Below are 15,576 nucleotides of genomic sequence, written 5' to 3'. Positions count from 1 at the left end.
TAAATGTAAATTTCAAAGCGAGAACCTCCCTTTCTATTTACCTGGTTGGACCAGTAAATACGATATATAATATTATTAAAGCCCCTAATACTAGGCATATGTATGCAAAAAATGATACAACACCCGCTACCCATCCTTTGAGTTTTAATCTACTAAGTAAAATTAGACCTATTGCTAAAATTAAAAAAACCATACCCGCAAATGAAATATACATTTTGAGCATTGAAATAGACACAACCTCACCCCTAACCAATAATTCTATAGCGCTTGCAAATTGTATTATATCATATGAGAGAAATTACCAATATAAAAAAGGCCATTCACTCGTTTGCAAACACTAAAAGAAAAAGCCGAGATGAAGGGGGCTAACCTCATCTCGGATTGACTAAATAATTATCCATGCAGACTCTATCCATGAATGCTTGTGCGATTTATTTTATGCAGTACTTAGATCAAATGTATCCTCACTTGCCTAAGGATCATCATTTTTTAAATAATTGATTCAATGATTGCGCATCTGATGGTATTTTGTTTTTTACAATGGATTGTACAATTTTATCTTCTTTTTCCTTTGATATAGGTTTATTCGCTAATTTTGCTAAATTACGTACTAAATTTCGAACGGTGTTCTCATCCGAGAAATTAGCGTTTTTAACTGAATCAGCAACTTTATAAATATCATTCGGATTAATATTTGCATTCTGTTGAATTTTATCAAATAAACCTTTTTGGAAATTATTCACATATTCTCCTCCTTGCTATGTTAAGTCAACATATTATATGCAAGAAGTACAATTTCGTGTTATTTAGAATACCGTTCCATTAGTAGTGAAGCAAGGTCGTCCATTTCTTCTCGTTTCGTACGATTCATTAATTGATCAACGACATCTTTAGGTGCTTTATCTTCAAATAGTATTTGATGAATACCGGTTGTAATCGGCATTTCCACATTCTGCTCCCAGGAAAATTGGTATGCTGCCTTGACAGTTCTTACACCTTCGACAACCATTCCCATTTGACTTAACACATCGTCAAGTTTAAGCCCTTTTCCTAATAGGTTTCCTGCTCGCCAGTTCCGGCTATGCACACTAGTGCAAGTTACAATTAAATCACCAACTCCGGATAATCCTAAGAAGCTTAATGGGTTTGCTCCAAGTTTAGTTCCTAATCGGGCAATTTCTGCTAATCCCCTTGTAATAAGAGCTGCCTTGGCATTATCACCATACCCTAAACCATCAGAAATTCCTGCTCCTAAGGCGATGATATTTTTTAATGCGCCGCCAAGTTCAACTCCAATAATATCTGGACTAGTATAAACTCGGAATGTATCGCTAATAAAGAGGCTTTGCGCAATCTTGGCATTATTCGTGTTTACAGAAGATACAGTTACAGTTGTCGGGTGTCTAAGTGCAACCTCTTCGGCATGGCTTGGTCCCGATAATACAACGATATCTTCTTCAGAATAATTATCCATTTCCTCACTAATCATTTCTGATACTCTTTTTAACGTTACTGGTTCAATTCCTTTTGCTGCATGGATAATTGTAACTCTCTCTTTAACTATGCTATTTAGTTGACTACATACCTCTCTAATCGCTTTTGTAGGTACAACAACTACAATTACACTTACACCACTAACAGCCTCATTTAAGCTTGCATATGCTTTAATTTGATTGGGTAACGTAACATCTAAATATTGTTCGTTTCGATGGGTTTCATTGATTAAATTAACTTGGTTTTCGCGATGTGACCAAAGATGAACATCATGTCCATTATCAGCTAGCACAATGCTTAAGGCAGTTCCCCAACTGCCTGCACCTAATACTGCTACTTTTTCCAAAGCCTACTCCTCCTATTGTCTCCTTCTTGCAAATATCTTAATTGGGGTCCCAATAAATCCAAATGCATCCCGAATTTTATTTTCCAAGAAACGTTTATAAGAAAAGTGCATTAATTCCGGATCATTTACAAATACAGCAAAACTAGGCGGTTTTACGGCTACTTGTGTTGCATATAAAACTTTTAATCGTTTCCCTTTAATTGTAGGTGTCGGATTCATTGCGATTGCATCCATAATAACGTCATTTAGCACATTCGTTTGAATGCGATTAGCATGACTATCACTTGCAAGTTTAATAACTGGGATAAGCGTGTGCAAACGTTTCTTTGTCTTTGCAGATAAGAAGACGATTGGCGCATAATCTAAATACTGAAAATGTGCTCTGATATTGTCCTCGAAATTTTTCATTGCTTTTTCGTCCGACTCTATCGTATCCCACTTATTTACAACAATCACGATTGCTCGGCCTGCTTGATGGGCATATCCAGCAATTTTCTTATCCTGTTCAATTATCCCCGTTTCTGCATCAATAAGTACTAAAACAACATCAGAGCGTTCAATTGCTTTTAGAGCACGGAGCACACTATATTTCTCTGTTGCTTCATATACCTTTCCACGTTTACGCATTCCTGCAGTATCAATAATTACAAAATCTTGTTCGTCCACTGTTAGGTTTGTATCAATTGCATCTCTTGTTGTCCCTTCGATATCACTTACAATGACACGTTCTTCATTAAGTAAAGCATTTACTAATGATGACTTCCCTACATTTGGTCGTCCAATTAAGCTAAAATGAATGGTATCATCATCATCCTCTTCAATTTCATTTTGAGGGAAATAACTGACAATTTGGTCTAACATATCCCCTAAGCCTAAGCCGTGTGATCCTGAAATTGGGAAAGGTTCGCCAAATCCAAGCGAATAGTATTCATAAATAGTATCCTGCATTTCAGGATTATCGATTTTATTTATACCAAGAACTACAGGTTTATTAGATTTAAACAATAGTTTTGCTACTTCTTCGTCTGCAGCTGTAATACCTTCCTTACCATTTAGCATGAAGATAATGACGTCTGCTTCATCTATGGCAATTTCAGCCTGATGGCGCATTTTCTCAAGCAATGGTTCGTCACCAATTTCAATTCCACCCGTATCGATTAAATTAAATGTGTGATGGAGCCATTCAGCTTGTGCATAAATACGATCTCTCGTTACACCTGGTATATCTTCTACTATTGATATTCGTTCACCTACTAGGCGGTTAAATATCGTTGATTTTCCTACGTTTGGTCTTCCTACAATTGCTACTACTGATTTCCTCATAAAAAGGAACTTCCTTTCTCGTTTGCGATCTCTAGTTATATTAACTTTATTCATTCTAGCAAAAGAAGGTAATATTAACAATTGATTAATGGTATCCACTGGTAAAAAAGTTCTTCTATTATTAAATAAAGAACCTTTTTTATAAAAAATCGTATTGTATCGTCCGGAATTTATATAAACTGCGGACTAGTGATAATTGTGAATTTTTAATCTGAATGGTTCTTGCTATTAACAAGTTTTCATTATCTCAATAAATTAACATAATTACTGAGGTTAGGTATTTTGTGTCTTTAGATTTTGCACTCTCCCAGCGGAAGAAATACACGAAGACTCCTGCGGGAAGCAGAGCCTAGGTGAGACTACGAAGTGCGTCAGCACGAGATGGCTCACCAGCTCCCCTAAGGGGCGCGAAGTGTATTTCTGAAGCGACTAGTCCTTGAGCCCTTGACATATAAAACTAGTTCAAAGTTTATATCGAATATGAAATATAACATTAATTACTTACATAGGAATAGTTTTTTATTGGGAAGAATAAACAAGTCTCAATCTAAATAGAAAACACTCTTTATCTAATAAGCGTAATTTGTTGTAAATAAAAAAGGAACGAGTATAGACCTGGTTTCCATCTCACTGAGCGGAAGAAGATATTGCTGTTAACATTTCCTTTGAATTATTATTGATTTTGAAGTCGCAATCTTGCCCAAAAGTTCCGAATCCAATTGACAGTCGCATTACTAACCTTATAAACAACTTCTAAAAAAGTGATAAATAAAACAGTACTCAAAAGATGATCGAAGAAAAACAATTCCCCAATAACTTCATTAAATCCATAATAGGATAAAGTAAGCTGATAAATCATCTCGCCCGTCAGCATTCCAAGAATACAAACACTTAATCTACTATAATAATTTCTAGTTAAAATACAAGTTAATAAACTGAAGAGTAACGTAATAAGTAGCCCACTTGGCAAAAATTTTAACATTGGTGATAAAACTTCCCAAATGCGAAAGGAGGCAAAGCCAATCGTTAATGTTAGGGCTGAAAAAGTGTGATAAAGTAATTTTTCATTACGAGCGAGTAATACCGTTGAACCTCCAAACAGAATAATAAACGCTAGTGAGAATGTTTGGTTTATTATCTCCAGATTCACGTATGTACCTGTTATCGATAATAATATCCAGCCAGCCATAAATGTTCGCAATCGATTTTTTTCTAAAATAAAAGTCGCAATAATCCAAAGGATCCAACTAAACCAATAAAACAGAATTCCACTTTCCATCATTTTCTTCACCTGCCAGTAGATAGTATTTCTACATTTTTCCAAATCTATACAAAAAGAAAAAAGACCTTGTCTTTACCAGACAAGGTCTTGTATCAGCGAATTACAAATTCACATTTTTTATAAAACGAGAACTTAGGCTATTTGGTCGGACAACAGCTTTAGTTTTCTACTATCTATTGTTATCTTTTAAATTTCTCTAGTTTATCACCAATAATATCACTTAATTGAAAACCTGATTGCTCATCATTTTTTTCGTATTGCTTATATTCTTTTTCTGCTTGTTCTTGTTCAATTTCTTTAATACTTAATGAGATACGTTCGTCCTTTTCATTCACATCTAATACTTTTACATTTACTTGTTGTCCAACTTCTAATACTTCCTGTGGTGTACCAATATGACGATTTGCAATTTGTGAAATATGCACTAATCCTTCTACACCTGGTATTATCTCTACGAAAGCACCAAAATTCACGAGTCGTTTTACAGTACCTTCAAGTATATCGCCAGTAGAAATGCGTTCTTCAATATTTGACCACGGTCCTGGAAGTGTATTTTTATGGGATAAAGAAATGCGTTCGTTATCGCGATCAACGGATAATATTTCAACCTTAATTTTATCCCCTTCTGAGACAACTTCTGAAGCTTTTTCTACATGTTTATGTGATAGCTGAGAAATATGAACCAGTCCATCAATGCCACCAAGATCAACAAAAGCGCCAAAGTTTGTTAAACGCTGAACCGTACCTTCTAGGACTTGCCCTGCTTCTAAAGATTGTAAAACGTTATTCTTTTTGGATTCCGCTTCTGCTTCAATTACAGCACGATGTGATAAGATAATACGGTTCTGCTCTCTATTTAAATCAACAATTTTTACTGTTAGGTTTTTCCCTTTGTACTCACTAAAGTCTTCTACAAAGTAGGTTTCAACTAGTGAAGCGGGAATAAACCCTCTTACACCTACATCTACAACAAGACCGCCTTTTACGACTTCTTTGATTTCTGTTTCAAAAACTTCACCATCTGCAAATTTTCGCTCTAAATCTTCCCAAGCATTCTCTGCATCAATTGCCTTCTTCGATAAGATTACTTCATCATCTTCTACTTTTTTAACTTTTAATGTAAGAGAATCCCCTTCTTTTACTACATCACTAGTAGACTCAACATGCAAATTGGATAATTCACTTATTGGCAAAATCCCCTCCGTTTTGTATCCAATATCAACAAGAACCTGTTTATCTTCTAATTTAACAACCGTTCCATTAACTTCATCACCTACATTAAGTTCAAGTAATTCTTTGTTTTCTTCACTCATGACGATAGCCTCCTATGGATTGTCCAATATATAATTAACTAAAGTATAATTTATTCTTTCTATAACTTCTAATAATTACAATTATTTGTCAAGTAAAGTAAATTGATTTCCGTAATTTTATTTAGTTACTTGTTAATGTGCTTTGATGCTACATCTAAAATAAACTGTGCAACTTCATTTATTGTCATTGCAGTTGTATCTATTTCGATTGCAGAATCAGCCTTTACTAATGGAGATGCTTCTCTCTCTGAATCAATTCGATCTCTCTCTTCAATTTCTTTCAACAATTGCTCCATACTTGATGGAATGCCTCTTAGCTTATTTTCTTCATGCCTGCGACTAGCTCGTTCTTCCACTGTTGCAATTAAAAATATTTTTACTTCAGCATCCGGTAGCACCCTTGTTCCAATATCTCTTCCATCCATTACGACCCCTCGATGAGATGCTAGCAACTGCTGGCGATGTACTAACTCCTCACGAATTTCTGGTAGTTTCGCAACATAGGAAACATTGTTCGTCACATCTAGTGATCGTACGTCAGCAGTCACGTCTTTTCCATCTAATAACACAATCTGATTATTATCATTTTTTTGTAATTCAATCTTTGTATGTAATAATAATTCAACCAATGCTCGTTCATCGTGCAAATCAATGTTATGATTTAACGCCTTTAAAGTTAAAGCACGATACATTGCACCAGTATCAATATAAATATAAGATAGTTTCTCAGCTACAATTTTAGCAACCGTGCTTTTTCCAGCAGCTGCTGGCCCATCGATTGCAATTGCGATTTTCTTTGACTCCATTAATTCCATTCAATCCTCTCACATATGGCTTTTAACCCACGATTAGCTTTTTTATATCATTTGTAAATTAACCTAGATTATGCCATCTTTAACTTTACATCATTACTATAAATAATAACACAGATTAAAAATATTGGTCCAACCGTTTGTTCATTTGTTCCAATTAGCTCATTTCTTTTTGTCTTGCTTCTCGTTGTTTCTCAAAGCAAAATCGAATAATAGCTTGCTGCGATAATTGATCTAACTCAATAAATTTGAGGGAAACTAACTCGATACTACTTTTTAATGTTTTAATAAAGACTACTTTCGTTTTCATATTAATATAATGATATTTATCCTCATGCATTTGTAATGTTAACCACGTTTCAACAATATCTCCTATAACTAATTTATGGCCATTTGGCGCAATGATAGAGATCCCTCCACCACTTATATCGGATGTTACGGTTACAAATGGGCTGAATGCTTGATCAATACTATGAATTGCTACATCGACCGTTGTTTCAATTCTAACAAATTCCCTACGTTGGATTCGTCGAATATTTTCCTTTTTAGGATATTCGATTGCAAGTGCGGGTACATTTAATTTGATTTTTGAAGTAATACTACTGTTAAATTGATAAACCGCTTCATCTTCCCCAATATATGACACACTAAAATGTTTTCTTTTAGGCAAAACCGTTGTTTTATTAGTTATCTCGTTTACTGGATAATCGATGATTAAATATAGTTCATTCATTTCAATAACTTTACAACGATATTTATCATTTTTATTCGTTTTTGGATTTTTTAACTCGATATGAAGTACAGTACCTATTTTCATGCGTTTACCCCCGCATTAAATTATTATCATCATTTTTATTATGATACGATATACCTATTATTACAGATATATAAAAAAAGGGAAAGGCTTTTTGCCATTCCCTAGAGTGTACTTTGATAATTGACTTCTGTTCCGCCTAATTTTTCAACTTTTTCTTCAACACCATCCATCGCGTTTATGAATATTCGATAGGTATCATTGCCTAATACTCCTAAGAATTCATGTACTAATACTTCTTCACCAAAATCATTATCAATAATCGCTAGAAAATGCTCTTGAATGTTAACATTTGGGTTAACGAATTCTCTGGCTTCTTCTTCAGAAATCGCAGGGGGTTGAATTTCTCTCTCCTTATGATTCATTAGGTAATTCTTTGCGGTTAACCCAGTAATTTCTCCATTATCTAGCGCAACCTTTAATTCAATCGCATCAGAATATACTCTGACACCATCTTGATTATATAGGAAGGAATACGCGCCTATATTGCCATATTCGGTACTTTGAAACAATTCCATTGATTGAAATTCTAAATCATCTACATAGGCCTTTGCCTTTTCGGATCCTTCATTTAAACTTATATTCTTCTCATTAACTGGTCTATCTATTAATAATGTAATCGGATGACCTCCTTGCTTTGTCATGTCCATATATGCATTCATTTTATCACTATGGAACGAAGTAGAATACAGTGGAATATTGGCACCTTCACCGCTTTCGGTTATCGTGATTTCATCATTTTCCTTTGTATTAAATAATTCCTGACTTATTCTTAATGCTTCATTTTCTGTTACATTATCACTTGTTAAGATTAGCTCATACTTATGCTCCTTTAGAGAAGAATTGCCACCAATCAATGAATTATCTACATTCTTTGCAGAGAATCCTTCCACACTTTTCTCAACTGTCTTAAGCCCATCAATAATCGAATTATCTGTTTGTTCATCCCCATTTGCAATTGCAAGCTGTACATCCATCCACCTTAAGTTATTATTCATCGCAATATTCTGGACATGCCTTAATTCATCCTTAATATCACCAGATTGTGTATATAGTTTCTCTAATGTTCGCATTTCTTCATCGGTTAATGGTTTATCATCTAGATTTCTTACTGCTGTTTTATAAGAAAAATCACCGATATTTGCTAGTAATTCTTCTGTTTTATTAAAAGGTAGTAATCCTAATGGTAATTGCCCGACATTAGATGATGCTTCAGAAGTTAATCTCCATATTTCAACCATTTGTGGAGACAATCGTTTATCAGAATTCATTGCGAGTACGGTACCAATCTCGTCATGCAGCATGTCCATATGATAACTTAGCTCATGAAAGGCACGTTGGTACGTATTTTCTGCCTGTATAAGAATTTCGTTCTTTTCTTGATGCTCTTGATAACCCCAATAGGCAGTACCCGCAATTCCAAGTGCAAGTACAGTTACTAGTATCCACCGAATCATATTCCTTCCACCTTTCTATTTACAAAAAATATGTTTACCTATTTTTTTAATTTGTGGTCTTGTCCAAATCCAAGGAGAAGTAGCAGTATCAGGATTAAAATAATACGTTGCATTTGCTGATGGGTCCCAGCCATTGATTGCATCGATTACCGCCTCTTTTGCCCTTTCATTTGGTGTTAACCAAATCTGCCCATCGGCTACAGCAGTAAAAGCTCTTGGTTCAAAGATAACTCCTGCAACAGTATCAGGAAATGATGCACTTTCTACCCGATTCAGAATAACAGCCGCTACAGCTACTTGCCCTTCATAGGGTTCTCCTCTAGCTTCCCCATAAACTGCATTTGCCATTAGTTGAATATCATTTTGCGAGAATCCTTGTGGAACATTCACAGAAGTAACATTTGTTGTTGGTTCTGTATTCGTTGTGCCTGTATTTTGGTTGGGTTTAGGAGCAGTTTGCCCTTCTCTTGCTACACCTCCATAATGTGTGAACCTGTGACCTTTCGCTATTTGCTCTTTTACATAGGCTTCATCATATTTACTTGCTTTTACCAGCTTATCTTTCGTTGTTTGCCCAGCCAGACCATCAATCTTTAACCCAAATTCATACTGAAAGTTTCTTAATCCCCAGTATGTTCCCCAACCAAACACCCCATCAATTTTTCCATTATAAAATCCTAAATATTGTAATCTAGCTTGCAATTCAATCACATCGTCGCCTGTCGCACCATGTTGAATGACTTGTGGACTAAAGGCATGGGATGTATTCGGATGATAAATTGAGCCAAATCCGATAACAAACATACAACCCAAAATGAAAATAAGAGACACAGTATTCTTCTTCATCTAGATTCCTCCTGCTTTACATTGTCTTGTACTATCTATTTTTTGAGTAAATGTCTATTTTATTCATTAATTGTAAAACTATTAGCAGATTAATTATGATAAGCAGTTTGTGGAAGCATTGTTTAATACATTAATTGTAAAAGTCAGTAATAAAGGTTTTGATTTCCACAGAAACTGGCTAAGAGGATATGATAAAGACAATGCAGCGAAGTAGATTTACGAAGCAGATAAGTTGCTGAAATAAAAATTCCCCCTGTACTTATTTTTACAGGGGGATGATATGTACGATTAGTTTTTAACTGGTTGATTCGCAATTTTTACTCGATGTAAGGCGATAAACCATAGTATTATCATAAATGGAATTAAATAATAGCTCCAAGAACTTGCAAGCGACTTTAGTATATAGTTATATATTCCATGAAGGATGAATGGAATATAGAGTGCTAAAAATATATTCCATCTAGTGTGAAAATTTGTTAGCTTTGCTTTTCCAAAATAATAGCCCATAATAACACCAAAAAGTGCATGAGAGGAAACAGGGAAAAATGCCCTTAATAAAGCATACTCAATCCCATTTGTAAATAAGTATAATACATTTTCCAATGAAGCGAATCCGAGACTTATTGCAACTGAATAAACAATCCCATCATAATGATCATCAAACTGTGAATGATTATACATGACAAACAAAAAGATAAACCACTTGAAAAATTCCTCAAAAAAAGCAACGAAGAAAAAGGACTGAATGAAGATACTATTACTGATACCTTCTGTTTCAAGTGCATATTGGATAAACATAATTGGGAATACTAATAATGCCCCAAAAATAAACGCCTTTAAAATTAATGAAAGTGGCTCGGTAACACGGTCTTTCAAATAGAAATAAGACATTAATCCGATGATCGGAGCCAGTCCCGCAGATAAAATCGCAAACATTCTAAATACCTCTTTCCAATGCCGATGCTTTTATCGTATCATTATGTGTATATAATGAGAATAGGAAAAAGGAGAGTTTAATGAAAAATATATTAATTATCCATACCGGTGGAACAATTTCTATGCTAGAGGATAAAGATACTGGTGAAGTTAATACAACAGACAATCATCCGTTATCAAATTTCACGGAGTACTTACTAAACTATGCAAATATTTATGAACAAACAATATTTGATCTCCCCTCTCCACAAATTAGACCGAACCATATGCTGCTATTGGGGAAAAAGATTAATAAATTAATTGGAAAATATGATGGGGTTGTTGTTACGCATGGTACAGATACTTTAGAAGAGACGGCATATTTCTTAGATTTAATGCTAGAGACAGAAAAGCCAGTTATCGTTACAGGCGCCATGAGGTCGAGCAATGAAATTGGATCCGATGCACTCTATAATCTTATTAGCTCTGTTCGGGTTGCATCAGACGACAATGCAATGAACAAAGGTGTGTTAGTTGTAATGAACGATGAAATTCATACCGCTGAATATGTTACTAAAACTTCAACGAGCAATGTTGCAACTTTTCAAAGTCCGCAGTACGGACCAATTGGTATTGTCACAAAAGAATCGATTATATTTAACCATACGATTATTAGCCATACGACCTTTTCTATTGATACATTATCGAATCATAAAGTTATGCTATTAAAAGCTTTCACTGGGATGGATCAATCGATTATTCAAGCGATACATTCCATTAATCCTGACGGTGTTGTAATTGAAGCACTAGGACAAGGAAATCTACCAAACGAAACGATTCCTGCCATTAAACAAATGCTCAGAGATAATATCCCCATTATTCTAGTATCAAGATGCTATCAAGGCAATGTACAGCCTACATATGCATACGATGGCGGAGGAAAACAATTAAAAGAAATGGGCGTTATCTTTGCAAATGGGCTTAGTGGTCAAAAGGCGCGAATAAAATTATTAATCGCTTTAGAGAAAACGAAGGATTATAGTAAGTTAAAAGCAATATTTGAAGAATAAAAACCGACGCAAATCTACTTATTAGATTTGCGTCGGTTTTATTCAAAGGGGCATGTTTCCTTTATCTCCTAAGAAGTTGTTCGACTTCGAACCACCCCAACTTGCGGGGCGAAGTCCATACAGGGCGTTTCCGCTTTTGTTCTTTATACCCAACCACGGAAACGTGATGCTTCAGCCATTTTTCGTACCCCAACCATGTAAGCAGCCAATCGCATATCAATTCGTCTAGATGCTGCTAAATCATAAATTGTGTTAAAAGAGCGAATCATTATTTCATGGAGTTTATCGTCAATTTCATCTTCCGACCAGTAGTAGCCTTGATTATTCTGTACCCATTCAAAATAGGAAACCGTCACTCCACCAGCAGAGGCTAATACGTCAGGTACTAGTAATATATCACGTTCTGTTAATATCTTCGTTGCCCCCATTGTAGTCGGTCCGTTAGCTGCTTCCACAATAATACTAGCTTTTATGTTAGGTGCATTTTCTTCTGTTATTTGATTTTCAACGGCAGCCGGTACAATGATGTCACATTCGCGTTCAAGTAATTCTTTATTGGAAATTGTATTATTAAATAGCTTCGTTACAGTTCCAAAGCTATCTCTTCTATCGAGTAAATAATCAATATCAAGACCTTCCGAATCATACAATGCACCGTATGCATCGGAAATCCCGACAACTTTTGCTCCTGCATCATGTAAGAATTTAGATAAGTAGCTACCTGCGTTACCAAAACCTTGTACAATAACACGAGCACCTTTTACGTCGATACCCTTTTTCTTAGCTGCTTCCTTAAGAACAATCGTAACCCCTTTTGCAGTTGCTGTTTCTCTACCATGCGAACCACCAAGTACAATCGGTTTTCCAGTAATAAAACCTGGACTATTATACTCGTCCATTCGACTGTACTCATCCATCATCCACGCCATTATTTGCGAATTTGTAAATACGTCTGGTGCAGGAATATCCTTTGTAGGTCCTACGATTTGACTTACAGCACGAACATAGCCTCGACTTAATCCCTCTAATTCACGGAACGACATTTGACGCGGGTCACAAATAATTCCGCCCTTCGCCCCACCGTATGGTAAGTCGACAATTCCTGATTTTAAACTCATCCATATGGAAAGTGCTTTGATTTCATCTGCTGTTACATCTGGGTGAAAACGAATTCCCCCTTTTGTAGGTCCGACAGCATCATTATGCTGTGCACGATATCCTGTAAACACTTTTATTGCCCCATTATCCATTCGTACTGGAATTCTAACGGCCATCATTCTTAAAGGTTCTTTTAATAGTTCGTATAATTCATCAGGATAACCTAATTTTTCTAAAGCCTTTTTAATAACTGCACGTGTTGAAGTTAATACATCCATGTTCTCTTGTGTTTTATTTGCAGAATCAACTGCTTTGTCGGCAACCATGAATTTACCTCCTACAATTATCCAAATATATTTTAAATAATTTCCATTCAGAGTTAGTATACACCCTCCAAGTAAATATGCAATAAAAAATGTTCTATACAATTAAATAGAAGCAATTAGCGGTTTTTTAAAGATAGTGTAACAAAAGTATCAACCATTTCTTCATAACTCATATGCACTGCTTTTGCTGAATCTGGAAAAAGACTTGTCGGTGTCATACCAGGCAGCGTATTTACCTCTAATATAATTGGCGTATTATTCTCCGAAAGTATAAAATCTACTCTTGAATAGATTTCGCAGCCTAGTGACTGATGAGCAAGTACAGCGTATTCCTGAATCTGTTTCGCCAAAGAATCATCCATTGGTGCTGGTACAATATGTTCACTGCCCCCTGGAGCATACTTTGATTCATAATCATAGAATGCATTTTTAGGGATAATTTCGATTATTGGCAGTGCTTTTTCGTGACCGACTTCTCCTAAAACAGGGACTGTTAGTTCTCTACCTTTAATAAAATCTTCTGCTAATATAGTATCATCACTTGATAATGCGTTTTGAACGGCCTGCGTGATATCACTTTTGTCTTGAATAATTGAGAGTCCCAATGTAGAACCCTCTCGATTTGGTTTAATGACAAATGGTAAAGTAAATGAATTCTCTATTTCTTGCACTATTGTAGTAATATCCATTTTGTTTGTTAAACGAAATACATTACTTTTTGCTACTGGTATGTGATTCATTTCAAAAATATTTTTTGCCTTAGCTTTGTCCATCGCAAGAGCTGAAGCAAGTACTCCTGACCCAACATATGGAATATTTAACATATCTAATAAACCTTGGATTCTACCATCTTCACCATATTTACCATGTAACCCTATGAAGACTAAATCCACTTCTAATTTAATAATTTCATCTAATTTATATGGATTAAAATCAATCCCGACGACATCATGTCCCTTTTGTTTTAAAGCATTCATAATTCCATTTCCTGAAGCTAGTGAAACCTCTCGTTCGCCAGAAATTCCACCATAAAGTACTGCAATTTTCATACGTTCTCACCCTCCATACTCTTTCCAACAACTTTTCATTCTTTAATATATAGGCTATCCAGTCCTTAATAAAACTTAGAATGGTAAGCCTATTTATATGCAGATTTGTATTTTTCCTAACTGCTAGTAAAATTTGTCCATAATTTGTTTTACTGCATTCTGTTCGATAATTTCTTTTCCATATTCTTTTAAGCGAAAGGAAGTTATGATACTTGGATAAGAGTATTCGGACATAATTGCGATTACGTCTTCTTTATCATTATGTTTAAGATCCTCATCTTTGAATAACATATAATATCGATTATCCATATAATATACTTGACCACCATTTATTTCTAAGTTTGTTAAGTATGAAGAAACCTGAATTATATTTTCAAACTCTGGAAATGAGAATATTAGTTCTTTACTCTCATCCAATGTAACCTTCATTTCAATAAAGTCTTCATCCCATTCCATATCATCATATTTTTGCGTGACAATGACATGCATACCTTGCGCTTGCATAATATGAACTTGTACTAACAACATTCCTTCCAGCTCAAAACCTAACTCAGAACTCGCCTCATACATCATATCACTAAATAAATTACGGACACTTGATGCATCATCCCATAAATCATTTGTAGTAAAACCCCGTTCAATTAAATCATCAAACGTCAAAAAAATGGTAAATTGATCATCGGACAATCGCTCAATGCGCATAAGTATCCCCCTTTAATTGTGCCTCATCTAGAGTCTCTATACTATTTTATAGCAATTAATACCTATTGTGAAACCATATTCTTCATATGGTGAAACAACTGTTTATATACTATATGCACTTCAAGAAATTGTTGAACATTACATTTACCGTTTCAGTTAAATTTATTCCATTAATTGTTAGTACAGTCTATGTAACAATAAATTACGTACCTAGAGTATCACTTTAGCTGAAGTAAGCATTCTTTTTTGCAAGTATAGTATGTGCGTATATTATACCCTTTTCAATACTATTTGATAAGACTGAACTTGATTAAACTTGAGGTTTTACCAATTATTTTAATGATTTATTTAAACTTTATTTTTCTTAGCAGCCGTTAAAAATCTTTGCACACTATTCATTCGTTACAATCCTCTTTTAAAAGGGTATTGAATCAAAATTATCTATAAAATAATAACTAACGATTAGAATCAATATTAGAATAATGACAACGATAGTGATACGAAAAAATGGTTTGCTAATCCTAAGACGCGTTCGATTATTCGTTATATGTACATCTCTTCTAGGAGGGAGATTTAATATATCTATCTCTCGCTTTTCAGTGGCTTCTTCTAAAATTGCGGAAGTATCATTCTCCATTTCCTTATTATCCTCAATCTCTTCAACTAAATAACGCAAATCCTCAGCTTGATCTTTACGTATATCTGTCTCATTTTTCACTTTATCTACAC

At 34.8% G+C, this 15,576-nt stretch carries 16 protein-coding genes; 1 reads left to right on the top strand and 15 read right to left on the bottom strand.

The annotated features are described in order from the left end of the window. Positions 1–37: 37 nt before the first annotated feature. The 11 genes from CWR45_RS00685 to prsW form a co-directional block, all read right to left on the bottom strand. Complete coding sequence (locus CWR45_RS00685; protein WP_342770074.1) at positions 38–214, bottom strand: DUF2768 domain-containing protein; 177 nt, start codon at positions 212–214, stop codon at positions 38–40. A gap of 268 nt (positions 215–482) precedes the next feature. After that, complete coding sequence (locus CWR45_RS00680) at positions 483–743, bottom strand: stage VI sporulation protein F (RefSeq protein WP_115747871.1); 261 nt, start codon at positions 741–743, stop codon at positions 483–485. A gap of 59 nt (positions 744–802) precedes the next feature. Then, positions 803–1,840, bottom strand: a complete 1,038-nt coding sequence (locus tag CWR45_RS00675) for an NAD(P)H-dependent glycerol-3-phosphate dehydrogenase (RefSeq protein ID WP_115747870.1) — start codon at positions 1,838–1,840, stop codon at positions 803–805. Positions 1,841–1,852: 12 nt separating this feature from the next. Beyond that, positions 1,853–3,163, bottom strand: coding sequence for a ribosome biogenesis GTPase Der (gene der / locus CWR45_RS00670; RefSeq protein ID WP_115747869.1), 1,311 nt, complete (start codon positions 3,161–3,163; stop codon positions 1,853–1,855). Positions 3,164–3,836: 673 nt separating this feature from the next. After that, on the bottom strand, positions 3,837–4,442 hold the full coding sequence (locus CWR45_RS00665; protein ID WP_115747868.1) for a YphA family membrane protein: 606 nt from the start codon (positions 4,440–4,442) through the stop codon (positions 3,837–3,839). 182 nt (positions 4,443–4,624) lie between these two features. Continuing rightward, positions 4,625–5,758: a 30S ribosomal protein S1 gene (gene rpsA / locus CWR45_RS00660; RefSeq protein WP_115747867.1), complete on the bottom strand. Its 1,134-nt coding sequence runs from the start codon at positions 5,756–5,758 to the stop codon at positions 4,625–4,627. Between the two features lie 125 nt (positions 5,759–5,883). Further along, positions 5,884–6,564 carry a (d)CMP kinase gene (cmk, locus tag CWR45_RS00655; RefSeq protein ID WP_115747960.1) on the bottom strand — a complete coding sequence of 227 codons (681 nt, stop codon included), beginning with the start codon at positions 6,562–6,564 and terminating at the stop codon, positions 5,884–5,886. A 163-nt stretch (positions 6,565–6,727) separates the two neighbouring features. Beyond that, a complete protein-coding gene (locus tag CWR45_RS00650) occupies positions 6,728–7,387 on the bottom strand; it encodes a flagellar brake protein (RefSeq protein WP_115747866.1) in 660 nt (219 codons plus the stop codon). Positions 7,388–7,488: 101 nt separating this feature from the next. Next, entirely contained in the window at positions 7,489–8,841 is a 1,353-nt protein-coding gene (ypeB, locus tag CWR45_RS00645) for a germination protein YpeB (RefSeq protein WP_115747865.1), read from the bottom strand. Between the two features lie 15 nt (positions 8,842–8,856). Next, positions 8,857–9,645 (bottom strand): spore cortex-lytic enzyme, encoded by a 789-nt coding sequence (sleB, locus tag CWR45_RS00640; RefSeq protein ID WP_245975309.1) that lies wholly within the window; start codon positions 9,643–9,645, stop codon positions 8,857–8,859. A gap of 330 nt (positions 9,646–9,975) precedes the next feature. Beyond that, positions 9,976–10,623, bottom strand: a complete 648-nt coding sequence (prsW, locus tag CWR45_RS00635; RefSeq protein WP_115747863.1) for a glutamic-type intramembrane protease PrsW — start codon at positions 10,621–10,623, stop codon at positions 9,976–9,978. A gap of 80 nt (positions 10,624–10,703) precedes the next feature. On the opposite strand from prsW, the gene CWR45_RS00630 reads away from it, so the two are divergent. Continuing rightward, positions 10,704–11,672: an asparaginase gene (locus CWR45_RS00630; protein WP_115747862.1), complete on the top strand. Its 969-nt coding sequence runs from the start codon at positions 10,704–10,706 to the stop codon at positions 11,670–11,672. A 143-nt stretch (positions 11,673–11,815) separates the two neighbouring features. Here CWR45_RS00630 and CWR45_RS00625 read toward each other — a convergent pair whose 3' ends face one another. The 4 genes from CWR45_RS00625 to CWR45_RS00610 form a co-directional block, all read right to left on the bottom strand. Continuing rightward, the gene (locus tag CWR45_RS00625; RefSeq protein WP_115747861.1) at positions 11,816–13,096 is read right to left on the bottom strand and encodes a Glu/Leu/Phe/Val family dehydrogenase; all 1,281 of its coding nucleotides are present in this window, start codon (positions 13,094–13,096) and stop codon (positions 11,816–11,818) included. A gap of 116 nt (positions 13,097–13,212) precedes the next feature. Next, on the bottom strand, positions 13,213–14,145 hold the full coding sequence (locus tag CWR45_RS00620) for a D-alanine--D-alanine ligase family protein (RefSeq protein ID WP_115747860.1): 933 nt from the start codon (positions 14,143–14,145) through the stop codon (positions 13,213–13,215). 123 nt (positions 14,146–14,268) lie between these two features. Beyond that, positions 14,269–14,847: a genetic competence negative regulator gene (locus CWR45_RS00615; RefSeq protein WP_115747859.1), complete on the bottom strand. Its 579-nt coding sequence runs from the start codon at positions 14,845–14,847 to the stop codon at positions 14,269–14,271. Positions 14,848–15,262: 415 nt separating this feature from the next. Next, positions 15,263–15,565: a hypothetical protein gene (locus tag CWR45_RS00610; RefSeq protein ID WP_115747858.1), complete on the bottom strand. Its 303-nt coding sequence runs from the start codon at positions 15,563–15,565 to the stop codon at positions 15,263–15,265. Positions 15,566–15,576: the final 11 nt, after the last annotated feature.

Source organism: Oceanobacillus chungangensis (genome assembly GCF_003369565.1).
Taxonomy (GTDB): domain Bacteria; phylum Bacillota; class Bacilli; order Bacillales; family Amphibacillaceae; genus Oceanobacillus; species Oceanobacillus chungangensis.
Note: the sequence above shows the minus strand (reverse complement) of the source record. Positions and strands in the feature narration are given on the sequence as shown.